Here is a 23,446-nt window from a genome sequence, read left to right on the forward strand (position 1 = left end):
GCGCATTGCGTCGGGCCTCTCGACTGGCCCGCACGACCGGAGTCGTGGGGGCATCCCACCGTTGAATCAGAACTCCACGGTCAGGCTCAGGTCGTACGCGATACCGGGTTCGTAGCGATAAACGTCCACACGGTCGCCGCCCACTTCCTGGAACTCCTGGAACTCGGTATCCAGCAGGTTGCGCGCGGTGAAGCCGATCTTGCCGGTGCTGCTCCACAGCGGGAACGACCGGCTCAGGACCAGGTCGAGAGTGGTGCCCGGCTTCTGGAGATAGTCGGGCTGCCCCGGCAGGCCGCGTGCCGAGATGCGCTCGCTGACGTAGTTCGCGACCAGCGTGGCCTGCGACGAGCCATCGTCGCTCTCGAGACCGAACTGCAGGTTGGCGATGTGGTCGGCCTGTCCCTGCATCTGATCGCCGTCCTGCACGAAGAGCGTGGCGTCCACCGGTGCCGGATAGCCGTTGGGCTGCACCGTGTCGCCGGCGTCGGCCTGGATCTCCGAATCCGACCAGGTGTAATTGCCACCGATGTAGAAACGGTGGCGGGCCAGCCAGTCGCCCATGTTGGGCAGTTCGAGATACTTCTTCGCATCGAGCTCGACGCCGTACAGCGTCGCTGCCGGTGCGTTGAGGTAGCTCTGGAAAATCGCGCCGCCCGAACGCGTGTTGATGTTGGCCTCGACCGGCTTGTCGATGTCCTTGTAGAACACGCCTGCGGTGAAGTATTCGCCCGGGCTGAAGAACCACTCGTAGCGGGCATCGAAGTTGATCAGCTCGCTATCGACCAGGTTGGGGTTGCCGGCGAACAGCCGGCTGCTGTTGTCCGGGTCGGTGTACTGCTGCGGCGCCATCTCGCGGAACTGCGGGCGGGCGAGCGTCTTCGACGCACCGAAGCGGATCTGCTGGTTCTCGGCGAAGTTCCAGGTCAGCGTCAGCGCAGGCAGCAGGTAGTCGTTGCGAAGCGGGGCGATGCTGTTGTCGCGTTCACCGCTGAAGATGTCGAAGGTGTGCACGGCCTGCACCGAATCCTCGTAGCGCAAGCCGAAGCTGCCGCGCAGGAAGGAGGCGATCTCGCCCTCGAACTGCACGTAGGCACCACTGGTCTTGAGTGTCGCGTCGTAGGCCGCGGCGCCCACGCTGCTACCGGTGATCTCGATGAGCTCCAGTAGGTCGTTGCTGAGGTTGTAGTCCGAGAACAGGTAGTCGATCCGCTGGTACTGGTTGTAGAACGGCAACGCGCCGTTGGCCCGGTAGCGGAAGCGCCGCTCCGAGAAGTTGCGGTCGTTGTCGGAGTAGGCCAGGCCGCCGGAGATCGTCAGGTCCCGCTCCGTCGGCAGGCGCCACGTCACGTCGATGCCGCCGCTGGCGGTCTCGTCGTCGACCTTGCTGAAATTGAAGTCGTTGGTCGAATTGCCGCCGGCCAGGTGGGCCCAGTAACCATCGTTGAGCTGGTAGCGGATGTTGGTCTCGTAAGGTGATTCACGGGTGGCCGTGGCCACTGCGCCGCGCCACTCGATCTTCAGGTCGCCGTACTCGCCGAAGCTGTGCGTACCGCGGATCTGGTTGTTGATCAGCTCGCGCTCGATCCACGACGTGGTGTCGTCGCGGACCTGGCCGCCCGCGGAGAAGTCGAAGCCGTCACGGCTGCGCGCTTCCTTCTGGCTGTCGTGCACGTACAGCGTGGTCCAGCCGATCGTGTGGTTCTCGCTCTCCAGCCCCAGCCCGAACATGCCGTTCCAGCGGGCGTTGTTGCGGGTGGAGAAGAACTGGTAATCGCTCTTGTAGTCGACGCCCTCGGCCAGGAAGTCGGCCTCCTGCTGGACGCCGTCGCGGCTGCTCCATTCGTTCTTGAAGTCGGCGACCAGGATCGTGCCCAGACGCACGCCATCGTCGAGTTCCCAGGAATAGCCGGCGCTGGCGCCGAAGTCGAAGCCCGGGTCGATGCTGTTCTTCTGCTGCAGCAGGTACAGATTGGGATCGTTGAAGCTGCGGCCGATGGTGCGGATCTCTTCCCGGCTGAAATTGCTGCTGTTGATCGGGCGTCCGGTCGCCAGCGCGGCGCTCAACTCGGGCGACATCTTGCGCGCGCCGTCGTCGAAGCCCCACTCGTCGTCGTCCGAGCCGTAGTAGGTCAGGCCGTTCTCGCCGGTGGTCACGCTGTTGCCGGAAATGCCCACCGACAGGGTGAGGAAGTCCTCATCCGGGACGGCCAATGACTGCAGGTCGATGACGCCACCGCCGAACTCGCCGGGGTAGCGGGCCGAGTAGGTCTTCTGGACGGTGATGCTCTCGAGCACTTTGCTCGGAAACAGGTCCAGCGGCACGACGCGCTGCATCGGTTCGGGGCTCGGCAGCGGTGAGCCGTTGAACAGCGCCGAGGAGTAACGCTCGCCGAGACCGCGGACGTAGACGAACTTGCGGCCGACCACGCTCAGCCCGCTGACGCGCCCCAGTGCAACGGCGGCATCGCTGTCGCCGGTGCGCTCGAAGTCCTCACGCGTGACGAAGCTTGCCACTTCGGGCGTGTCGAGCATCGGTTCGGGGATGTATTCACCGCGGACCGTGATGGCGTCGAGTTGCTGCGCCTGTCCGGCGGGTGTGTCCGCGGACGACGTGCTGGTCTGCGCCAGCACGCCGGAGGGGACGAGGAGGGCGGCGATGGCGAGAGAGAGGCCGGATCTGATCGGCATGGATTTCATTATTTGCGTGCCTTGACTGCGGTGCGGAGAAATGCCGTACGGGCCGTGCGCAGAAGAGCGGCCCGATCAGGGCCGCTCTTCTTCATGACGCTGGGGGCTCAGAGCGCCTCGCAGGCCGGCTGGTTGGGCAGGCTGCAGGTCCAGCCGGTCCACCAGGTGTCGTTGGCATCCTCGACGCCGCCGATGTAATCGACGTTCTCGAAGAAGGCGTGGACGCTGCTCAGGGTCGCGAACGCAGGAACCGCGTTCTCGTTGGCACCGTTGATGATGGTGCTCGACAGGGTCGACGGCTGGTTGGACACGTTGTTGGTGCCGGCCTCGAACGCCGTCTGCGCCTTGGCGTTGTTGAACGCGGTCGGGCAGGAGAAGAACACCGAATGGAAGGTGCCTGCCGCCGCGTTGTCGTCAGCGATGTTCAGGCAGCTCAGACCGGCGCCGGTACCGCCCGCGGGACGCGTGACCACGGTGTTGTAGAACGAGGCGTTGGTACCCGAGTTGAGCTCGATCGCTGCGCCGGCGAGCGCATTGCCCACGAACGTGAAGTTCGCGATCTTCGGGCTCGAAGCGGGCGTGCGGTTGATGCTGCTGAACTCGTTCATGCGGTCGCCGCCGCCGGCGCGCTGGACCACGACACCGAACTGGATACCGCCGTTCCAGCCGGTGTCGGTGTCGAGGCTGTCGTCGTCGGCGCCCGTGACCACGATGCGACGCAGGTTGGTCGAGCCGCCGAAGATCTCGATACCGTCGTCGGAGCTGTTGTGGACCTGCAGGAATTCCAGCGTCGTGCCGCTGCCGGTGCCGCCGAGGGTGATGCCCTGCAGTTCGTTGCCGGGTGCGATCTCGAAGCCCGAGTACGCCACGCGGACGTAGCGCATGACGCCACTGTCGTCTGCGGCGTAATTTCCGCCGTACTGCGAGCCGTTCGTGCCTTCGATCGCGGTCTGGCACTCGGGTGTGCCGGACACCGTGGTGCCCGGGCAGGCGTTGATGGGCGCGCGGCCGAGCAGAATGATGCCGCCCCACAGACCGATCGAGCCCGCGTCGACGTCGCCTTCGATGGCCTGGCGCGCGGTGAAGGTGATGGGTTCTTCCGCCGTGCCTTCCGCAGCGATCTTGGACCCGCGGTTGACCACGAGGTAGTCGTTGCCCGACGAGGCGAACAGGGTCACACCCGGCTCGATGGTCAGCGTCGCCGCGGAAGTCCCGCTGATCGGGTTGCTGAAGTCCGCGCCGCGGTCGGTGCCGACGTTGGTCTTGCCGCTGATCTGGTAGACGGTGCCCTCGAGATTGGGAACCAGCAGCGAACCGGTGATGACCGGCGGCAGCTCGCAGGCACGCAGCGTGGCGCCGGCGACGGTGCCGCGATCGGTGAAGCCGGTCGGGCAGTCGGCGGCCGGGCCACCCGTCGGCGGGGGCGTGGTCGGCGGCGGCGTGGTGGGCGGCGGCGTGGTCGGCGGCGGTGCCGGCGGGAAGGCGCCCTCTCCCGGAGACACCACGCTATCGGAACCGCCTCCACATGCGGAAAGCGCCAGCGCGGCGCCCAACGTCATCAGCAGGGTCTTGGTGTTGGTACTGACAGCCATCTTGGTGAATCTCCGGTCGGTGCGCGCACAGAGGCATGCGCGGCAGATAAGGAAAACTGTTAAGCGAATGTTTGGCGTTGTTCATGACAACCCGATGACGGATCCGGGCTGTGGACACAGGTGTGGGTGCGCGCCGTTCCCCTCGGGCCGCGCAGGCATGGTCGACGACTTGTGTTGCAGTCGTATGTTGAAACCGGCGCTTGTGACGCGTCGCGTTTCGCGGAGAGAATCGCGGCATGAGCACACGCCGATTGCCCGACCATCTCGAACAGTGGGTGATAGACCAGGCCCTGAAAGGCGCCGATCCCGACAGCGTGCTCGCGCCGTTGCGCGACGACGGCTGGGACGAGCAGGAGGCGATCGACGCCGTGCAGGCGGCGGTATCGGCATTCGTCGAACGCAGATCGCGCGCGTCGGGTCTCCCGCTCCCGGTGCCGGTGCCGGTCCCGATCGAACCGAATGCCGATTCGCTGTTCGATCTGGGCGACCGCCAGACGCAGATGATCGCCAGCCTGATGCTGCCGCGCGTGGTGATCTTCTCGGGCTTCCTGTCTGACGAGGAATGCGATGCGCTGGTCGAGTCGTCGCACTCCCGTCTTCGACGTTCGACGACGGTCGATATCGCGACGGGCGGCGACCAGGTCCATGCGGACCGCACCAGCCGCGGCACGTTCTTCGAGCGGGGCCAGAACCCCTTGTGCGCGCGCATCGAGACGCGGATCGCGCGGCTGCTCGACTGGCCGCTCGAGAACGGTGAAGGCCTGCAGGTGCTCAACTATGGCGTCGGCGCGCAATACCGGCCGCACTACGACTATTTCGATCCGGCCGAACCCAGCGGCGACGTGCTGCTGCAACGCGGCGGCCAGCGCGTCGCCACCCTGATCATGTATCTCAATACACCGCTGCGCGGTGGCGCGACGGTCTTTCCGGACGCGCATTTCGAAGTCGCGGCGGTCAAGGGCAATGCGGTCTTCTTCAGTTACGACCGGGCGCACCCGATGACGAAGACGCTGCACGGCGGTGCGCCGGTGATGGCCGGCGAGAAATGGATCGCGACCAAATGGTTGCGCGAGCGCGCGCACGCCTGACGGTTCACTGGCCGGCTGCCGATGCCGCACGCCGCATGCGCGTCGTGTGTATCGACGGGGCCGGGAATGCGGTGCCGCTACAATGCCGGCCCGTCCGCTGCCGTCCGTGTCCATGCCCTACACCCCGATCGTCGCCACGCTGGGCTACGTGCTGTCGCCAGACCGGCGCCAGGTGCTGCTGATCCATCGCAATGCGCGGCCGGGTGACCAGCATCTGGGCAAGTACAACGGGCTGGGCGGCAAGGTCGAGGCCGACGAGGATGTCGTCGCGGGCATGCGCCGCGAGATCCGCGAGGAGGCGGCGATCGAGTGCGATGCGATGGCGTTGCGCGGCACGATCAGCTGGCCGGGGTTCGGCAAGCATGGCGAGGACTGGTTCGGCTTCGTGTTCGTCGTCGACGCGTGGTCCGGCACGCCGTTGACTTCGAACCCCGAAGGCACGCTGGAGTGGATCGACGTCGACCGGATTCTGGAGCTGCCGCTGTGGGACGGCGACCGGCATTTCCTGCCGCTGGTGTTCGACGACGATCCGCGCGCGTTCCATGGCGTGATGCCCTACCGCGACGGCGCGATGCAGGGGTGGTCGTTCTCGCGACTGTGAGCGAAAGCCACCGCGCCGCGCCAAGATCCCGGACGGCATTCCCCTGTCTGTAGGAGCGCGCGAACGGGGGCTGTAACGGGAAACATCCGGTCGCGCGCAAGCGCGCGCCTACACGAGGCCGCCCGGATCGATGCTCGCGCTCGACCGAGCGAACGCCGCTATGGGATCGCGCGTGACCATGGCTCGCATTGCGCCGGCTCAGGCTCTCCCCGACGGCGCCAGCGCGATCAGCAGGCCGCGCGCGGTCTTGATGCGCGTCTCGGCATCCGGCAGGTCCAGGGTGATGCGCAGCTTGTCCGGGCCGTCCATCCGGTAGTGCTTCGGCTGGCCCTGGATCAGGCGGATGACCGCCATGGGATCGACGTTGGGCTTCTCGGTGAACTGCACGCGGCCGCCGCTCTCGCCGAGATCGATCTTGCGCACCCCCAGCGCGGTCGCCTGCAGCTTCAGATCGGCGATCACGAACAGGTGCTTCGCCGCATCCGGCAGCAGGCCGAAACGATCGATCATCTCGACCTGCAGCTCGCGCAGCTTGTCGATGTCACGGGCGCTGCTGATGCGCTTGTAGAGCATCAGGCGCGTGTGCACGTCGGGCAGGTAGTCCTCGGGAATCAATGCCGGCACGTGCAGTTCGATGTCGGCGCCGCGCGCCTCGACATTGTCGACGTCCGGCAGCTTGCCCTGCTTGATGCTGCGCACCGCGCGTTCCAGCAGCTCGGTGTAGAGGCTGAAGCCGACCTCGGCCATCTGGCCGCTCTGGCCCTCGCCGAGCAGCTCGCCCGCGCCGCGGATTTCCAGGTCGTGGGTCGACAGGGTGAAGCCGGCGCCGAGTTCGTCCATCGAGGCGATCGCTTCCAGCCGCTTCTTCGCATCGCTGCTGATCGAGCGCTGGTCGGGGATCACGAGGTAGGCGTAGGCGCGATGGTGCGAGCGACCGACGCGGCCACGCAGCTGGTGCAGCTGGGCGAGGCCGAACTTGTCGGCGCGGTTGATGATGATGGTGTTGGCATTGGGGATGTCGATGCCCGACTCGATGATCGTCGAGCACAGCAGCACGTTGAAGCGCTGCTTGTTGAAATCCAGCATCACCTTTTCGAGTTCGCGCTCGGGCATCTGGCCGTGGGCGATGCCGATGCGTGCGTCGGGCACCAGGTCCTCGAGCTCGCGCTGCATGCGGCCGATGCTCTCGACGTCGTTGTGCAGGAAATAGACCTGGCCGCCGCGGCTGAGCTCGCGCTGGAAGGCCTCGCGCAGCTGCGCGTCGTCCCAGGGTACGACGAAGGTCTGCACCGCGAGGCGATGCGCGGGCGGGGTGGCGATGATCGACAGGTCGCGCAGTCCGGCCATCGCCATGTTGAGCGTGCGCGGGATCGGTGTGGCGGTGAGCGTGAGCAGATGCACGTTGGCGCGCAGCGCCTTGAGCGCTTCCTTCTGGCGCACGCCGAAGCGCTGTTCCTCGTCGACGATGACCAGGCCCAGGTCCTTGAACTTCACGTCCGACTGCAGCAGCCGGTGCGTGCCCACGATGACGTCGAGCGTGCCGTCGGCGATCTTGCCGATCTCGGTCTTGATCTCCTTCGTGCTCTTGAAGCGCGACAGCACCTCGACGCGGATCGGCCAGTCGGCGAAGCGGTCGGCCATCGTGCGGTAGTGCTGCTCGGCGAGCAGCGTGGTCGGCACCAGCACCGCGACCTGCTTGCCGGCTGCAGCGGCGACGAAGGCCGCGCGCACCGCGACTTCGGTCTTGCCGAAGCCGACATCGCCGCAGACCACGCGGTCCATCGGCTGGCTGCTGCCGAGGTCGCGGATCATCGCCTCGATCGCGGTGTGCTGGTCGGGCGTCTCCTCGAACGGGAACGCGGCCGCGAACGGCTCGTACATCACCCGGTCGACTTCCAGCGCGAGCCCGGCGCGCGCCTGGCGCTTGGCCTGGATTTCCAGCAGCTCGGCGGCGACGTCGCGGACCTTGTCGGCGGCTTTCTTGCGCGCCTTGGTCCAGGCTTCGCCGCCGAGCGAATGCAGCGGCGCGGTTTCGGGCGACGCGCCCGAATAGCGGTTGACCAGATGCAGTTGCGACACCGGCACGTAGAGGCGGTCGCCCTTGGCGTATTCGATGTCGAGGTATTCGCCCGGCTGGCCGCCGGCTTCGAGCACCACCAGGCCGCGATAGCGGCCGACACCGTGGTCCTCGTGGACGATCGGGGACCCTTCGCTGAGTTCGCCGAGGTCGCGGATGATGCTTTCCGGATCGCGCGCCACGCGCGTGCGACGACGCGGCTGCGGCGCGCGCTCGGGGAACAGCTGGCGCTCGGTCAGCACCGTCAGCTGCGGCGCATCGAGCGCGAAGCCGTTGTCGAGCGGCGCGATCGCGATCGCGAAGCGCGTGGCCGTGTCGGCGACGAAGCCCGGCACGTCCGGCAGTACGGCCGGGCGCAGCTCGCCGGCATGCAGGATCTCCAGCAGCGCTTCGCGGCGGCCGGCCGAATCGGCGGCGATCAGCACGCGGCCGGGATAGCTGCCGAGGAAGCGCACCAGCGCATCGGCCGGGGTGTGCTCGCGCGCGGCGAGCGGCAGCTCGGGCGCAGGCTGGTCACCGAGCGCGGCGGCCTGCGCATGGCGCGGATGCTCGGCGTCGCAGACTTCGACGCGCACGCCCTGGTTGAGCCGTTCGCGCAGCGCGTCCGGCGCCAGCCACAGCTCGCCCGGCGGCAGCAGCGGGCGTTCGATGTCGTGGCGCAGCTGGTCGTAACGGTGCGCGATCTGCTGCCAGAACTGGTCGGCGCAGGCCGAGGTGCCGGCGTCGATGACCGGCAGCGTGGTGTCGGGCAGGTAGTCGAACAGCGTCGCGGTCGCGCGCGGCGGCTCGCCCTTGTCGATCAGGGCGCGGCGCGGCGCCTCGAAGAACAGCGGCAGGTAGTACTCGATGCCCGCCGGCGCGGCGCCGGCCTTGAGGTCCTGGTAGAGGCCGCTGCGGCGGGTGTCGATGTCGAAACGCTCGCGCAGCGTGTCCATCGCGCGCGCGATCGCGGCCTCGTCGAGCGGCACTTCGCGGCCGGGCAGCAGGCGCAGCGCCTCGATCTTCTCCAGCGAGCGCTGGGATTCCGGATCGAAGGCGCGGATCGATTCGATGGCGTCGTCGAACAGCTCGATGCGGTAGGGCTGGTCGGCGCCCATGGGGTAGACGTCGAGCAGACCGCCGCGCACGGCGAAATCGCCGGGATCGTGCACCTGCGGCACGTTGCCGTAGCCGGCGCTTTCGAGGCGGCGCTTCTCCGCGTCGAGATCCAGCGTCTGCCCGACCTGCAGGTCGAAGCTGTTGCCGGCGACGTGCTTCACCGGGGCCAGCCGCTGCATCAGTGTCTGCACCGGCACCACGACGATGCCGCGCTTCAGCGACGGCAGGCGGTGCAGGGCCGCGAGGCGCTGCGAGACGATGTCCGGATGCGGGCTGAAGCGGTCGTAGGGCAGGGTTTCCCAGTCCGGGAACGGCAGCACGGGCAGGGTGGTGTCGTGGCCCCCGAGCGTGCGCAGGTCGTGTTCCAGCTGCTGCGCCTGCTGGTTGTCGCGGGCGACGAGCAGCAGCGGGCCGTCATGCGCGGCGGCGGCCTGGCGCACCGACCAGGCGAGTGCACTGCGGCTCGCGGGCGCGCGCCACCAGGCGCGGGACTGGCCGGCGCTGGGCAGCGGCGGCGCGGAATGGGGACGGTCGGGCATGCGGATCGGTCTTCAATGGCGAAACGACGACAGCGCCGAAGGCCTGCGGGCCGGCGCTGTGGTCGCGCATGTTACGCGAGGCGGTCTCGGGACCTGAGACGCGATGCCGTCCCGGCGGGACGGCCGGGGGGTCAGCCGGGTGGCAGGGCCGGCGGGGGGACGGGATCGGGCGTGGCGGCCTGGCGGCGCAAATCGACCGAGACCCGGATCATGCCCGGGGTGTCGACCGCTTCGCGGCTGAAGCCCAGCGACTTGGCCAGCGCCAGCATCGGCTCGTTCTCTTCCAGCACGTCGCCGAACAGGCGTTCCAGCCGCTTGCCCTTGGCCCAGCGCACCAGGCGCCGCATCAGGTGGCGACCCAGGCCCATGCCGGCGACGTAATGGCTGACCAGGATGTGGAACTCGGCCTGGCGCGTGCCGGGCAGGACCACGGCGCGCGCGACCGCGCCGACCAGCGCGTCGCCCGGGGTCAGCGGTTCGGCCGCGACCAGCACGAACTCGGACTTCGGGTTGGGCTGGGTCAGGCGCAGCGCCGTTTCGGGCGAGAGCTCGGTCTTGGCGTAGAGAAAACGCTGCCGGACCTCGTTGGGTTCGAGCAGCGCGAACGCAGCGCGCAGGGGTTCGGCGTCGGCGGGGCGGATCGGACGGATCAGGACCTGGCGGCCATTGGCGAGCCGGATCTCCTCGTGCCACGGAGGAAGGCGATTACGTGCGGTCATCGAAGGTCGCGCTGGGGGAATGGCCCCGACCTTAAACGAGGGTGCGATTCACGCTTCGTGAAGGCTGCACCCCCAGCGCGTGCGCACGGCCACATTCACTGTCGGGTGCGAATGAGACGCGCGGGCCGCGCTCAGGCCGGCTCGCGCAGCCAGTGCAGGCGGGTCGCTGCGTTCTTGTCGCCGAGCACGCCGCGCAGGACCTGCAGGGCCGGCGCGAGCGCGGACGCCAGCTGCCACGGCGGGTCGAGCAGCAGCAGGCCGCTGCCGTTCATGCGCAGCGGCGAGTCGTCGGCGCGGACCAGCAGCTCGACGACGAGGGTCGATTTCGTCTGCAGCAGGCCGGCGCTGCGCAGGAAGCCGTGCAGGGTGCGGCGCTGCTTGATCGGATACCACAGCGCGAAGATGCCCTGCGGCCAGCGCACCAGGCCTTCGCGCAGCGCGGCGAGCGCGGTATCGAACTCGGCCTGCTGGGCTTCGTAGGGCGGATCGACGAGCACCAGGCCGCGGGCGAACTTCTGCGGGCCGATGCGCGGCGGCAGCAGGCCCTTGAAGGCGGCATAGCCGTCGCGCTCGTGCACCGCGACGCGCGGATCGCGACCGACCGACTGGCGCAGGCCGGACAGCGCGCCGGCCTCGACCTCGCAGCAGGCGATCCGGTCCTGTTCGCGCAGCGCATGCGCCAGCAACCACGGCGAGCCGGGATAACTGTCGGGTCCGTGCACGGCGCGACAGGCGGCGATGGCGTCGAGATAGCGCGCCACCAGCGGCTGCGCCGGCGGCGCCTGCAGCAGGCGGGCGACGCCCTCGTCGGATTCGGCGGTGCGGCGCGCTTCCTCGGCATCCAGCTTGTAGACGCCGGCGCCGGCGTGGGTGTCGAGGGCGAAGCACGGCGCCGGCTTCATGGTCAGCGCATCGCAGATCGCGAGCAGCACGATGTGCTTGAGGACGTCGGCATGGTTGCCGGCATGGAAGGCGTGGCGGTAATTCATCGCGTCAAGCTTACGTGTTTGCAACGGTTGCGTTGACACGCGATCAGTTCTCATGTGGGTCAAACCGCTGCGCAACGTGAACCACTTGAGCTGGCGGGCTGGAAGGCGGAAGATCGAGATCGGGCTGGATCATCGACTGTCACGGAGGATGGACAATGGCATTGCGCAGAACTTCGGGAATTCTCGTTGGCTTCGTTGCGTTGGGGTTGGCGAGTGCGACGGGTTTTGCTAGCGAGGGAAAAGGCTTGGGGGTGTGCGAAGGATCGAGCACGAAAATGCTTTTTGGCCCGCGAGTGAGGACCATCAACGACAACATGGCCTCTTGGGTGGGTTCGCGTCTCGACGAGATCGTTGCGGATTGGGGTGCGCCATACTCCACCTTCGAGAACCGGGACGGTTCGAGGATCGTGACGTGGAAGAACTGGGACTGCACGCAGAATTTCAAGGTGGATGCGCAGGATGTGCTGACGCAATGGAATGTCAGTCCGGGTTGCGATTGTTTCGGTCGCTCCAGCCGTCGCGATGTACCTCGTAACACTCCGATCCCCGAGATGACCCTGTAAATCGCCGCGTCCTGAGGCGTCGGGAGACCCGTTTCCTCGCGAAGATCCTCGACTATGTCGCAAATTCTGCTGGTCGAGGACGAAGTCGCGATTGCCGAGGCCGTGGTCTATGCGCTGCAGGCCGATGGGCACGCGGTGTCTCATTGCCTCGACGGACAGATGGCGCGGGCGGCAGTTGTCGATACCGTTTTCGATCTGGCGATCCTCGATGTCGGTCTCCCCGACATAAGCGGTTTCGCGCTGTGCGGCGAGCTGCGCCGGGGCGCGAAACTGCCGGTGATCTTTCTGACCGCCCAGGTTGCGGAGTCGGAACGCGTGCTCGGCTTCGATCTCGGCGCCGACGACTACATAGCCAAACCTTTCTCGCTGCGTGAACTGGTGGCACGCGTGCGTGTGGTCTTGCGTCGCGGCGTCTCCGTTACGGCTGCATCCGAAGCGAAGCGCGCCGGCGCGTTCGAACACGACGCCGAAGGTCGGCGTATCCGCTATCACGGCCACGCGCTCGATCTCACACGCTACGAGTACGGTCTGCTCGCCGCGCTGCTGGCGCGGCCGGGTGCGGTGCTGTCGCGCATGCAGCTGATGGATCGGGTCTGGGAAGCTGCTCCGGACAGCGGGGATCGAACCGTGGATACCCACGTGAAAACGCTGCGCGGCAAGCTTCGTGCGGTTGCGCCCGGCGAGGATCCGCTGCGCACCCATCGCGGCATCGGCTACTCGCTGGATCTCGACTGACGTGCGAATCGGCCTTCGGATCCTGCTGGGCTACTTCGTCATCGTCGCGCTGGCGGCGTTCCTGCTGATGCGCGTGTTCTCGCAGGAAGTGAAACCCGGCGTGCGCCAGGCGATGGAGGACACGCTGGCCGATACCGCCAACGTGCTCGCCGAACTCGCGACCGACGATTTCCTCGCCGGGCGCATCGACGACGGCCAGTTCGCGCGCCGGGTGCGCGCGCTGGGGGAGCGCGACATCGACGGCGACATCTGGGGCTTCCGCAAGCGCGGCGCGGATTACCGCATCTACGTCACCGATGCGGCGGGGCGCGTCGTGTTCGACTCGGCGGGAGGCGCGCTCGGCGACGACTACTCGCGCTGGAACGATGTCTACCTGACGCTGCGCGGCCGCTACGGCGCCCGCTCGACCCGCCGCGATCCCGACGACGAGACCACGTCGGTGATGCACGTCGCCGCGCCGATCCGCGACGGCAACCGCGTCGTCGGCGTGCTGACCGTCGCCAAGCCGAACCAGGCGATCGCGCCGTTCATCGCGCGCAGCCAGGCGACGATCCTGCGCTGGGGCTTCCTGCTGCTGGGCGTGGCGCTGGCGATCGGCCTGGGCGCGGCGTGGTGGCTGGCGCGCCAGCTCGGCGGGCTGCGACGCTACGCCGACAAGGTCACCGCAGGCGAGCGCGCGACGCTGCCGGATGCCGCCGGCGAATTCGCGGACCTGGGCCGCGCGCTGGAGACGATGCGCGAGCGGCTGGAGGGCAAGCAGTACGTCGAGCGTTACGTGCACGCGTTGACCCACGAGCTCAAGGGGCCGCTGGCGGCGATCCAGGGCGCATCGGAACTGCTGGAATCGCCGCTGCCGGACGCCGATCGCGCGCGCTTCGCCGCGAGCGTGCACAGCCAGAGTGCGCGCATGGCGCAGATGATCGACAAGCTGCTGGCGCTGGCCGCGGTGGAGCACCGGCAACGCATCGAACAGCCCGAAGCGGTGGCGGTCGATGCGCTGGTCGACGACGCGGTCGCGCAGCTGGCCCCCGACGCCGCGCGTGCACGGGTGCAGGTCGAGGTCGCCGAGGATCTCGCGGGCGCGCACGTCACCGGTGATCCGTTCCTCCTGCGCCAGTTGCTCGCCAACCTGATCGACAACGCGCGCGACTTCGCGCCGGCCGATGGCGTCATCGAACTCGCCGCACGTCGCGATGGCGGCTGCTGCGTGCTGACCGTCGCTGATCGCGGGCCCGGCGTGCCCGACTACGCATTGCCGCGCGTTTTCGAACGCTTCTATTCGCTGCCCCGCCCGCAGGGCGGCAGCCGCAGCAGCGGCCTCGGCCTGGCCTTCGCGGCCGAGGTCGCAGCGCTGCACGGCGGCAGCGTGCGCCTGGTCAATCGCGACGGCGGCGGTGCGATCGCCGACGTGCGCTTGCCGCTGGCGGACTGACGTCCCGAACGCTGTCCGGTGCGGCCGCGCAAGTCGGCACGCAAGCGCCGCGGGCGTCTCGCGCGCCGATGCGTCCCGCCCGCTTCACCGTCACTTCACCGTCGCGCCGTCGTGTCGCCACCGGCGTCGCCGACGCTGCGCGCACTGTCCGATGGAGTGCCACGATGAAACTGGTGTTGAAGATGCTGATGGTGCTGGGCCTGAGCCTGGCGATCCTGATTCCGTTGTTGCTGATCCGCGCGACGATCCACGACCGCCAGCAGCACCGTGCGGCGGCGGTCGCGCAGATCGCCCGCAGCGAGGCGGGTGCGCAGGCGCTCGCGGCGCCGGTGCTGGTGGTGCCGTGGACGCAGCTGGTCGAGGTGGAGGAACAGGATGCGCGCGGCGTCACCGTGACCCGCCAGCGTCGCCACGCCGGGCACTGGGAATTCTTTCCGCAGACCAGCACCTTCACCGGCGAGATGACGCCCTACAGCCGCCGGCTCGGCCTGCACGAGATCCGCATGTACGCGCTGGCCGGGCAGCTGACGGCCGAGTTCGATGTCGCGATTCCCGCCGCTGCCGAGACCGATCCCGCCGCGGCGCGGACCTTCGGGCGACCCTACCTGAGCTACGGCATCGCCGACGTACGCGGCCTGCGCGGCGCGCCGCGCTTGCGGCTCGACGGTGCGCCAGTCGCGCTGCAGCAGGGCGCGGGCGAGAGCCGCGGATCCGGCGTGCACGTCGAACTGCCGGACGTCCGGCCGGGCAGCACGGTGCGACTGCGCACCATGCTGGATGTCGAGCTGTCGGGCGCCGAGGCCCTGGCCTTCGTACCGCTGGCCGAGCACAACCGCGTGGTGCTGGATTCGCCGTGGCCGCACCCGCAGTTCAATGGCGCCTTCCTGCCGCGGACCCGCACCATCGACGCCAGCGGCTTCCACGCCGAGTGGGACATCTCCGCGCTGGCGACCAATGCGCAGTCGCAGTACCGCACGGGCGAACGCTTGACGTCCACGGGCGTCCAGTCCATCGGCGAGTTCAGTCCGGGCATCGACGCGCTCGGCATCTCCCTGGTCGACCCGGTGAATCCCTACGTGCAGGCCGACCGCGCCAGCAAGTACGGCATCCTGTTCGTCGTGCTGACCTTCGTCGGCTTCTTCATGTTCGAGCTGATCAAGCAGCTGCGCATCCACGCGATCCAGTACGGCCTCGTCGGCCTGGCGCTCGCGATCTTCTTCCTGCTGCTGGTCGGGCTGTCAGAGCACATCGCATTCGGCCGGGCGTATCTGGTCGCGAGCGCCGCGTGCATCGGGCTGCTCGGCTTCTATCTGTCCCACGTGCTGCACAGCCGGGCGCGCGGCATCGGCTTCGCGGCGATGCTGACCCTGCTCTACGGCGCGCTCTATGGCCTGCTGGTGTCCGAGGACAACGCGCTGGTGCTGGGCGCGGGCCTGCTGTTCGTCATCCTCGCGGCGCTGATGGTCGTCACGCGGCGGGTCGACTGGTACCAGGTCGGCGCCGGCGTGCCGCGGGCACCGACGCCGCCGCCCGTCGGCTGAGGCGCCTGTCGCGGTGGACCGGACCGCCCGGTCCACCGCGACGAGGTGCGTGCCACACTGGCGCGATGATGTCCCACGATGTTCCGAACGCCCCCGTGATCCGCAGCCTGTCGGGCGAGGCGATGCAGCCCTGGCTCGACGCCGTCGCGCGCCTGCGCATGACCGTGTTCCGCGACTGGCCGTATCTGTACGCTGGCGACCTGGCCTATGAACGCGACTATCTGGCCGCCTACGCGCGCTCGCCCCGCAGCGTGTTCGTGCTGGCCTTCGACGGCGACACCGTCGTCGGCGCGTCCACCGGGCTGCCGCTGGCCGACGACGATGCCGCGTTCCGGGCGCCGTTCGCCGCCCAGGACCTGGTCGTCGACCGGGTGTTCTATTTCGGCGAATCGATGGTGCTGCCGGACTGGCGCGGCCGCGGCCTGGGTCACGCGTTCTTCGATGCGCGCGAGGCGCACGCGCGATCGCTGGGCGAGTTCGACCTGACGGCGTTCGCCGCCGTCGACCGCGCCGACGACGATCCCCGGCGACCGGCCGGGTATCGCGACAACACCGCGTTCTGGCGCAAGCGCGGCTACGTGCGGCAGCCGGGCATGACGATGCTGCTGCGCTGGGACGAGCTCGAGATCGGCGATGCGCTGCATCCATTGACGTTCTGGACGCGGTCGCTGGCGGAGTCGGGGTAAGGGCCTGTTCCCGCGCTGCATCTGCGCCCGGCTGTGGCCGACGCGCTGCTCCCTTCCGATCTCAGCGACGGCGTTCCCGCGTCAGCGTCAGACGGCGCCCACGCCGACCAGCGCGCCCAGCCACAGCGAGAGACTCGCCAGGACCACGCCGATGCCGGTTGCGGCCAGCACGTCGCTGGGGTAGTGCAGCCCGAGCACCACGCGCGACACCGCGACGCTGGTGGCGAAGGGCGCCAGCAGCCAGGCGAGCGGCGGATAGTGGGCGACCGCGACGATCGAGAACGCGACCGCGTGCAGGGTGTGGCCCGACGGAAAACTGAACTCGTCGAGCGGGGCGACCCACGCGCGGATACGGCCGTCGGCAGCGAACGGGCGTGGCCGTCTGGTCCAGCGCTTCAGGCGTTTGTAGAGCAGCAGCGCGACCGCGCCGGTCGCGGCCATGTGCGTCGCCGCGGCCAGGCCGGCGATGCCGTCCAGCAGCACCAGCAGGCCCATCAGCGCATACCAGAACAGCCCGTCGCCGAGCCGGCTGACGGCGGTGAAATAGCGGCGGATCGAGGTCCGCGTGCAGGCGCGGTTCGCGCGCAGGCACCAGCCTGCGTCGTGCAGCCGGAGCCGGCTAGGCGACGGTGACGCGCGCATCGGGCGTCCCCGGGTTGGCGACGGGGACCGGCATCGCGGCACCCGCGGCACGGGCGTTGGCCAGGCGCCCGTCCAGATCGTGCGCGACCTGGGCCTGGGTGAGGCCGAGGATCGCTTCGCGCGCCGCCAGGCCCATGGCCCGGCGCCGGACGTCGTCGCTGGCCACGCGCAGACTCTCGGCGATGAAGCCTTCGTCGTCGTCGCAGGCGACCTTGGCCCCGTGCCAGCGGTGGCAGAGCACGTCGGCCGCGGCGCCGTGGTCGAAGGCGACGACGGGTACGCCGCTGGCCATCGATTCGAGCACCACGTTGCCGAAGGTCTCGCTGCGGCTGGGGAACAGGAACAGGTCGCCGCTGGCGAAATGCCGGCCGAGCTCGGCGTCGCGGCGCGTGCCGCAGAACACGAAATCGGGGTGCGCGCGTTCCAGGCCCTCGCGCAGCGGGCCGTCGCCGATCCAGATCATCCGCGCGTCGGGGCGGCGTGCCTGCAGCTCGCGGAACGCGCGGATGGCGAGGCCGAGATTCTTTTCCGCCGCGAGGCGCCCGACGTGGACGACGGCGAGCCCCTCGGGCGCCACGCCCCATTCGGCGCGCAGCGCCGCGTCGCGGCGGGCGGGGTCGAACTGCTGGTGGTCGACGGCGCGGGCCAGCACCACCGCGCGCGGGACGCCTTGCTCGTGCAGGAACGTCGCCAGCGCGCGGGTCGCGACGAGCGTGGTGTCGGCGGCGCCGTGGAAGCGCCGCATCCAGTGCAGCGCCAGCGGCCGCAGCCAGGGCAGGCCGTAATCGGCCATGTACAGGTCGAAGCGCGTGTGCAGCGCAGTGACGACGGGAATGCCCAGCGCGCGCGCGGCGCGGATCGCCGACCAGCCCAGCGGGCCTTCGGTGGCGACGTAGATCGCATCGGGTCGCGCGTGCCGCCAGCGACGCCGCAGCTGGCGACCGGCGGGCAGCGCCAGGCGCAACGTGGAATAGAAGGGGAGTCGCAGGCTGGGGATGCACAACGCGCCTTCGTCATCCGGCCCGCTGCGTTCGCCGGGCTGGGCCGGCCGGACGATGTCGACGTCGTGACCCCGTTCGCGCAGGCCGCGCGCGTAGGACTGCAGGGTCAGAGCCACACCGTTGATGTCGGGGGCGTACGTGTCGGTGACGATCGCGTAGCGCATCGGTCGGTCCGCTGTCCTTGGCTGGGCACAGACTGGACCGGCCCGATGCCCGGGCGATGACAGCGGCTTGACGCTTCGGTGACAGCGGCGGCCCCGGGTGGGCGCGCACGCGGTGGCGCGCGCCGGCTCAGTCGGCGTCGAGCACCAGGGTCACGCCGAGTGCGGCGATGTCGTCGGGCTCGCCTTCCAGATCGGTGCGCAGCAGGGCGCGGCTGTCGAGCCAGCGGCGCGAGAACTGCACGCGCAGGACATCGCCCGCGACGCTGGCGGCGAGATGCGGGGCGCAAGAGTGCGGCGGTGCGCCGCGCCTGGCTCAGCAGGCGATCGGGCAGGGCGTCGAACGCGGACTTGGGCACCTTGCGGCGATGGCTGCGCACCAGCGCGGCGAGGAACTGCTGCTCCTGGCGCGAGAAGCCGGCGATGTCCGAATGTTCCAGTACGTAGGCGCCGTGCACGTGGTACTGGCTGTGGGCGATGACCAGGCCCACTTCGTGGACGCGCGCGGCCCAGGCCAGCATGCGCAGGTTGTCGCCATCGAGGCCCCAGTCGCGCGCGACCTGGTCGAACAGCCGCAGGGCCGTGGCCTCGACGCGCGCCGCCTGCACGCGATCGATGCCGTAGCGCTGGCCCAGCGCGTCGATCGAGGTCTCGCGCGGATCGGCCTCGCTGCCGCGGCCCAGCATGTCGCGCAGCACGCCTTCGCGCATCGCCGCCTTGCTGACCTGCATGCGCTCGATGCCGAGCACGCGGAACGCGGCTTCGAGCACCAGCACGCCGCCGGCGATGATCGGGCGCCGGTCGTCGGACAGGCCGGGCAGTGCGATGAGATCGATGTGCCCGGCTTCCAGCAGGCGGTCGCGGACCAGCGGCAGCGCCTCGGCGGTCACCGCGCCCTTGGTCAGCTTCATCGCCGCGCAGATCTCGCCGATGGCCTTGTTGGTGCCCGAGGCGCCGACGACTTCCTGCCAGCCGAGGGCACGGTAGGTACTGGCGAACTGCTGGAATTCCGCGGCGACTTCGGCCGAGGCCTCGCGCCAGCGCTTCTTCGACAGCTTGCCGCCGGGGAAGAAGCGGCGGGTGCTGGCGACGCAGCCGATCTGCAGGCTCTCGCGTTCGAGCGCGTCGAAGCCGGCGCCGATGATGCATTCGGTCGAGCCGCCGCCGATGTCGATGACCAGCCGGCGCTGGCCCGGCCGCGGCGGCTGCGCGTGCGACACGCCCAGATAGATCAGGCGCGCTTCCTCGCGGCCCGAGATCACTTCGATCGCATGGCCGAGCGCGGTTTCCGCCGGCACCAGGAACGCCTGCGGCGCGGCCAGCCGGCGCACGGTGTTGGTCGCCAGCGCGCGCACGTGCTGCGGCGGGATGTCGCGGATGCGCTGGCCGAAGCGCGACAGGCACTGCAGGGCGCGGTGGCGGACCTCGGGCGACAGGCCGCCGCGCGCATCCAGGCCTTCGGCCATGCGCACGGTCTCGCGCAGCCGGTCGACGACGCGCAGCTGGCCCAGCGTGTAGCGGGCGACGACCATGTGGAAACTGTTGGAACCCAGATCGATCGCGGCGAGCATGTCGCCGTCTTCGAGTGGCGGAGTCAGCGCGTCGGCGAGAGCGAGCGTTTGCTGGCCGGTCATCGGAGTCCTGCGCGACGCGCAGCGGCTGCGGCGCCACGTTGCGGTGGGGATCCGCATGGTAATGCATGGCGCGCGCGTGGCGCGCAGTGGATGCCGTCGCTCAGGTCACGCGCTGCACAGGCGTGCGAGCAGCCAGCTCTGCGCCGAGTGCGGCATCGCATCGTCGGCCGGTGCCAGCTTCGCGTAGCTGCCGTCCTCGCGCAGTTCCCAGGCGTTGACGTTGTCGGCGAGGTAGTTGTCGAGCGATTCCTCGCGCACGCGCGCGGCGATCTCCGGATCGAGGATCGGGAAGCAGGTCTCGACCCGGCGCAGCAGGTTGCGCTCCAGCCAGTCGGCACTGGAGCAGTACAGCTCGGGCTCGCCGGCATTGGCGAACCAGTACACGCGATGGTGTTCGAGGAAGCGGCCGACGATCGAGCGCACGCGGATGTTGTCCGACACGCCGGGCAGGCCCGGGCGCAGGGCGCAGGCGCCGCGCACGATCAGGTCGATCTGCACGCCGGCCTGCGACGCGGCGTACAGCGCGCGCATGACCTGCGGTTCGTTGAGGGCGTTCATCTTGGCGACGATACGGCCGCTACCGCCGGCGGCGACATGCGCCGTCTCGCGCTCGATGCGGTCGATGAGGCCCGCATGCAGGGTGAAGGGCGACTGCAGCAGCCGCTTGAGCTCGATCGCGGGCGCCAGGCCCGAGAGCTGCTGGAAGATCAGATGGACGTCGTTGCCGATATCCGGATTGGCGGTGATCAGGCCGAAGTCGGTGTACGCCCGCGCGGTGCCGGCGTGGTAGTTGCCGGTGCCCAGGTGCACGTAGCGACGCAGCTTGCGGCCTTCGCGGCGCACGATCAGCAGCATCTTGGCGTGGGTCTTGAAGCCGACGACGCCGTAGACGACCTGCACGCCGGCTTCCTGCAGGCGGTCGGCGAGGCCGAGGTTGGCTTCCTCGTCGAAGCGCGCGCGCAGCTCGACGACCACGGTCACGTCCTTGCCGTTGCGCGCGGCCTGCACCAGGTGCTCGACGATCGGCGAATCCTTGCCGGCGCGGTAGAGCGTCTGCTTGATCGCCAGCACGTTCGGGTCTTCGGCGGCCTGCTTGATCAGCTCCAGCACCGGCGTGAACGCATCGAAGGGATGGTGCAGGAGCACGTCGCCGTCGGCGACCAGGTCGAACATCGCATCGATGCCCGGCAGCTGGCGCTGCTGGAACGCCGGGAACTTCAGGTCCGGGCGCTGGACCAGGTCGAAGATCTGGGTGATGCGGTTGAGGTTCACCGGCCCGTCGATGCGGTAGACCGCGTTCTCGGGAAGGTCGAAGTTCTCCAGCAGCGTGCGCACGATCGGCTTGGGACAGTTGGCCGCGATCTCCAGCCGCATCGCGCGCAGGTAGCCGCGTCCGACCAGCTCGTCGCGCAGGGCGAGCGCGAGATTCTCGACCTCTTCCTCGTCGACGATCAGCTCGGAATTGCGGGTCACGCGGAACTGGTAGGCGCCCTTGACCTCCATGCCCGGGAACAGCTCGTGCACGAATTCCGACAGCACCGCCGACAGGAACACGAAGTCGTATTCGCCACCGGAAATCTTCTCCGGCAGCTGGATGATGCGCGGCAACGAACGCGGCGCGCGCACGATCGCGAGGTTGCCGACCCGGCCGAACGCATCCTTGCCCTTGAGCACGACGACGATGTTCAGCGACTTGTTGAGGATCTTCGGGAACGGATGCGCCGGGTCGAGCCCGAGCGGCGACAGCACCGGCATGACCTCGTCGCGGAAATACGCGCGCAGCCAGCGGGTCTGGCGCGCGGTCCAGGTGTCACGACCGAGGATGCGCACGCCCGCTTCGCCGAGCGACGGCCGCATGACCTGGTTCCAGCATGCGTACTGCGCTTCGACGAGTTCCGCGGCGCGGTCGTGGATGCGCTTGAGCACGGTCTGCGGCGCGAGGCCGTCGGGCGGCGCGGGCGCGCCGAAATCCTGCGCATGGCGCACGGTCGCGGCGCGGATCTCGAAGAATTCGTCGAGGTTGGTGCACGAGATGCACAGGTACTTCAGGCGCTCGAGCAGCGGCACCGTGGTGTCCAGCGCCTGGGCCAGCACGCGGAAGTTGAAGTCCAGCTGCGAGAGTTCGCGGTTGAGGTACAGCGCGGGATCGCGCAGCGGATCGACCGCGGCGTCGCGCATCGCGCTGCCGTAGTCGTCGCCGGACGTGGCGCTGGCGGCGCGCCGGCGGGAGGCGGCGGTCTTGTTCGAACGGGACGTCACGCGGTGGCTCCGGAATAGAGGGCTTCGCGCGGGCGCACGCGGCCGGCGGCGAAATGGCAGGAGAAGCGGCTGCCGCGACCGACTTCGCTGTCGATCTCCAGCCGCGCCTGGTGCAGGTGCAGGACGTGCTTGACGATGGCCAGCCCGAGACCGGTGCCACCGGACTCGCGCGAGCGGCTGGTCGACACCCGGTAGAAGCGTTCGGTGATGCGCGGCAGGTGCGCGGCGGGAATGCCGTAGCCGGTGTCTTCCACCGAGAGGATCGCGCCGCCCTCCGCGTTGCGGTCGAAGCGGATCGCGATGCGGCCGCCGGCAGGCGTGTAGCGCACGGCGTTGCTGACGAGGTTGGAGAAGGCGCTGTGCAGCTCGCGCGTCGAACCCAGCAGGTCGATGCCGGCGTTGTCCTCGATGCTGACCGTCTGCCGGCCCTGGCTCAGCATTTCGACTTCGCGGCGCAGCGACGCCAGCATCGACGGCATCGACACCGTCTCGTCGCCGATGCTGTCCTGGGCCTCGAGCCGCGACAGCGTCAGCAGGTCCTCGACCAGCTGGGTCATGCGCTGCGACTGGTGCTGCATCTCCTGCAGCATCGGCGCCCACTCGGGATGCTCGGTGGGGTCGAGCATGTCGAGGTAACCGTGGACCACGGTCAGCGGCGTGCGCAGTTCGTGCGAGACGTTGGCGACGAAATCGCGGCGCATCTGCTCCAGCTTGACCAGCTTGGTAACATCGCGCGCCAGCAGCAGCCACAGATCGTCGGAATAGGGGATCAGGCGCAGGTCGAGACGTGTGCCCGAATTGCACGCGCTGGCTGTTGCGATCGACGACGACCACGGCATCGGGCAGCGCCGCGGCCACCGCGCGGTACGCGCGCAGCATCGCGATCAGGCGCCGCTTGCGCGCGCGCATGTCCTGCTGGCCGCGATGCAGCAGCCGGTCGGTCTCGCGCCACACGCCATCGCCCTGGGGGGGCGGCACGCGCCGGCGCGAGGTGAGGCGTCGCAGCAGGTCGTAGAGCTTCCAGTAATGCCAGGCGACGACGCCCAGCGCGGCGATGGCGACCGCCATCCAGAAGTGCCCCAGCAGCGCACCGGCCGCGGCCGCGCCCGCCAGCACGAGGGCGAGCTGCAGCAGCGTACGGGTCCAGGCGGCGTGGATGCGGGGGGGCATGGCGGAGAGTCTAGGCAATGGCGTGCCGCGTGGTCGCGTTCGTCGGTGGGAGACGTCGCGTGGACGGCCTCGATGGCGGAGCGGCTGAGCGTGCGCGCGGCGCGTTTGTTGTCCGGAGCACGGGTCGCGGGACCTTCGCGATGCCGGTCCGGCGCCGGTGGATGGTCGTCAGGTCCGGCCGCAAGCGGCCACCGCCGGTGCCCGCCGTCACGCCGGCCACGGCGATCCCGG

The 23,446-nt window shown here is 69.2% G+C and carries 15 protein-coding genes and 2 pseudogenes; 7 read left to right on the forward strand and 10 right to left on the reverse strand.

Features of this window, described 5'->3' with window-relative positions; translation table 11 throughout:
* Positions 1-66: 66 nt before the first annotated feature.
* Both CJ022_RS03895 and CJ022_RS03900 read right to left on the reverse strand, forming a co-directional pair.
* Positions 67-2,688 carry a TonB-dependent receptor domain-containing protein gene (locus CJ022_RS03895; RefSeq protein WP_425490802.1) on the reverse strand — a complete coding sequence of 874 codons (2,622 nt, stop codon included), beginning with the start codon at positions 2,686-2,688 and terminating at the stop codon, positions 67-69.
* Positions 2,689-2,795: 107 nt separating this feature from the next.
* On the reverse strand, positions 2,796-4,280 hold the full coding sequence (locus CJ022_RS03900) for a hypothetical protein (protein WP_101925377.1): 1,485 nt from the start codon (positions 4,278-4,280) through the stop codon (positions 2,796-2,798).
* Positions 4,281-4,516: 236 nt separating this feature from the next.
* On the opposite strand from CJ022_RS03900, the gene CJ022_RS03905 reads away from it, so the two are divergent.
* Positions 4,517-5,368, forward strand: coding sequence for a 2OG-Fe(II) oxygenase (locus CJ022_RS03905; protein ID WP_101925378.1), 852 nt, complete (start codon positions 4,517-4,519; stop codon positions 5,366-5,368).
* A 112-nt stretch (positions 5,369-5,480) separates the two neighbouring features.
* Complete coding sequence (locus tag CJ022_RS03910; protein WP_101925483.1) at positions 5,481-5,969, forward strand: NUDIX hydrolase; 489 nt, start codon at positions 5,481-5,483, stop codon at positions 5,967-5,969.
* Between the two features lie 198 nt (positions 5,970-6,167).
* Here the strand turns inward: CJ022_RS03910 and mfd are convergent, their stop codons facing one another.
* From mfd to CJ022_RS03925, 3 genes are all read right to left on the reverse strand, one after another.
* A complete protein-coding gene (gene mfd, locus CJ022_RS03915) occupies positions 6,168-9,683 on the reverse strand; it encodes a transcription-repair coupling factor (RefSeq protein ID WP_101925379.1) in 3,516 nt (1,171 codons plus the stop codon).
* 131 nt (positions 9,684-9,814) lie between these two features.
* On the reverse strand, positions 9,815-10,402 hold the full coding sequence (locus CJ022_RS03920; RefSeq protein ID WP_101925380.1) for a GNAT family N-acetyltransferase: 588 nt from the start codon (positions 10,400-10,402) through the stop codon (positions 9,815-9,817).
* 131 nt (positions 10,403-10,533) lie between these two features.
* Positions 10,534-11,391, reverse strand: coding sequence for a 23S rRNA (adenine(2030)-N(6))-methyltransferase RlmJ (locus tag CJ022_RS03925; RefSeq protein WP_101925381.1), 858 nt, complete (start codon positions 11,389-11,391; stop codon positions 10,534-10,536).
* 155 nt (positions 11,392-11,546) lie between these two features.
* On the opposite strand from CJ022_RS03925, the gene CJ022_RS16710 reads away from it, so the two are divergent.
* The 5 genes from CJ022_RS16710 to CJ022_RS03945 all read left to right on the forward strand — a co-directional run bounded on the left by CJ022_RS16710 (position 11,547) and on the right by CJ022_RS03945 (position 16,348).
* The gene (locus CJ022_RS16710; RefSeq protein ID WP_143703884.1) at positions 11,547-11,954 is read left to right on the forward strand and encodes a hypothetical protein; all 408 of its coding nucleotides are present in this window, start codon (positions 11,547-11,549) and stop codon (positions 11,952-11,954) included.
* 54 nt (positions 11,955-12,008) lie between these two features.
* Positions 12,009-12,689, forward strand: a complete 681-nt coding sequence (gene creB / locus CJ022_RS03930) for a two-component system response regulator CreB (protein WP_101925382.1) — start codon at positions 12,009-12,011, stop codon at positions 12,687-12,689.
* Position 12,690: 1 nt separating this feature from the next.
* Positions 12,691-14,121, forward strand: a complete 1,431-nt coding sequence (gene creC, locus CJ022_RS03935) for a two-component system sensor histidine kinase CreC (RefSeq protein WP_101925383.1) — start codon at positions 12,691-12,693, stop codon at positions 14,119-14,121.
* Between the two features lie 164 nt (positions 14,122-14,285).
* Positions 14,286-15,662 carry a cell envelope integrity protein CreD gene (gene creD, locus CJ022_RS03940; RefSeq protein WP_101925384.1) on the forward strand — a complete coding sequence of 459 codons (1,377 nt, stop codon included), beginning with the start codon at positions 14,286-14,288 and terminating at the stop codon, positions 15,660-15,662.
* Positions 15,663-15,730: 68 nt separating this feature from the next.
* Positions 15,731-16,348, forward strand: coding sequence for a GNAT family N-acetyltransferase (locus CJ022_RS03945; RefSeq protein ID WP_101925484.1), 618 nt, complete (start codon positions 15,731-15,733; stop codon positions 16,346-16,348).
* An 87-nt stretch (positions 16,349-16,435) separates the two neighbouring features.
* Here CJ022_RS03945 and CJ022_RS03950 read toward each other — a convergent pair whose 3' ends face one another.
* The 5 genes and pseudogenes from CJ022_RS03950 to phoR form a co-directional block, all read right to left on the reverse strand.
* On the reverse strand, positions 16,436-16,990 hold the full coding sequence (locus tag CJ022_RS03950) for a phosphatase PAP2 family protein (RefSeq protein ID WP_101925385.1): 555 nt from the start codon (positions 16,988-16,990) through the stop codon (positions 16,436-16,438).
* Positions 16,968-18,155, reverse strand: a complete 1,188-nt coding sequence (locus tag CJ022_RS03955; protein ID WP_101925386.1) for a glycosyltransferase — start codon at positions 18,153-18,155, stop codon at positions 16,968-16,970. The genes CJ022_RS03950 and CJ022_RS03955 overlap by 23 nt, the downstream gene beginning before the upstream one ends.
* A 127-nt stretch (positions 18,156-18,282) precedes the next feature.
* Positions 18,283-19,786: pseudogene (gene ppx, locus CJ022_RS03960) on the reverse strand (exopolyphosphatase).
* Between the two features lie 105 nt (positions 19,787-19,891).
* Positions 19,892-21,964, reverse strand: a complete 2,073-nt coding sequence (ppk1, locus tag CJ022_RS03965; RefSeq protein ID WP_101925485.1) for a polyphosphate kinase 1 — start codon at positions 21,962-21,964, stop codon at positions 19,892-19,894.
* A 77-nt stretch (positions 21,965-22,041) separates the two neighbouring features.
* Positions 22,042-23,215: pseudogene (gene phoR / locus CJ022_RS03970) on the reverse strand (phosphate regulon sensor histidine kinase PhoR).
* Positions 23,216-23,446 lie beyond the last annotated feature (231 nt).

Origin of the sequence: Luteimonas rhizosphaerae (genome assembly GCF_002849595.1) — a bacterium.
Taxonomy (GTDB): domain Bacteria; phylum Pseudomonadota; class Gammaproteobacteria; order Xanthomonadales; family Xanthomonadaceae; genus Luteimonas; species Luteimonas cellulosilyticus.

What these genes read in the sequence shown, in the direction of transcription:
- CJ022_RS03895 (WP_425490802.1), bottom strand. Translation starts at nt 2,688, where the DNA reads ATGCCGATCAGATCCGGCCTCTCTCTCGCCATCGCCGCCCTCCTCGTC.
- CJ022_RS03900 (WP_101925377.1), bottom strand. Translation starts at nt 4,280, where the DNA reads ATGGCTGTCAGTACCAACACCAAGACCCTGCTGATGACGTTGGGCGCC.
- CJ022_RS03905 (WP_101925378.1), top strand. Translation starts at nt 4,517, where the DNA reads ATGAGCACACGCCGATTGCCCGACCATCTCGAACAGTGGGTGATAGAC.
- CJ022_RS03910 (WP_101925483.1), top strand. Translation starts at nt 5,481, where the DNA reads ATGCCCTACACCCCGATCGTCGCCACGCTGGGCTACGTGCTGTCGCCA.
- mfd (WP_101925379.1), bottom strand. Translation starts at nt 9,683, where the DNA reads ATGCCCGACCGTCCCCATTCCGCGCCGCCGCTGCCCAGCGCCGGCCAG.
- CJ022_RS03920 (WP_101925380.1), bottom strand. Translation starts at nt 10,402, where the DNA reads ATGACCGCACGTAATCGCCTTCCTCCGTGGCACGAGGAGATCCGGCTC.
- CJ022_RS03925 (WP_101925381.1), bottom strand. Translation starts at nt 11,391, where the DNA reads ATGAATTACCGCCACGCCTTCCATGCCGGCAACCATGCCGACGTCCTC.
- CJ022_RS16710 (WP_143703884.1), top strand. Translation starts at nt 11,547, where the DNA reads ATGGCATTGCGCAGAACTTCGGGAATTCTCGTTGGCTTCGTTGCGTTG.
- creB (WP_101925382.1), top strand. Translation starts at nt 12,009, where the DNA reads ATGTCGCAAATTCTGCTGGTCGAGGACGAAGTCGCGATTGCCGAGGCC.
- creD (WP_101925384.1), top strand. Translation starts at nt 14,286, where the DNA reads ATGAAACTGGTGTTGAAGATGCTGATGGTGCTGGGCCTGAGCCTGGCG.
- CJ022_RS03945 (WP_101925484.1), top strand. Translation starts at nt 15,731, where the DNA reads ATGTCCCACGATGTTCCGAACGCCCCCGTGATCCGCAGCCTGTCGGGC.
- CJ022_RS03950 (WP_101925385.1), bottom strand. Translation starts at nt 16,990, where the DNA reads ATGCGCGCGTCACCGTCGCCTAGCCGGCTCCGGCTGCACGACGCAGGC.
- CJ022_RS03955 (WP_101925386.1), bottom strand. Translation starts at nt 18,155, where the DNA reads ATGCGCTACGCGATCGTCACCGACACGTACGCCCCCGACATCAACGGT.
- ppk1 (WP_101925485.1), bottom strand. Translation starts at nt 21,964, where the DNA reads ATGCGCGACGCCGCGGTCGATCCGCTGCGCGATCCCGCGCTGTACCTC.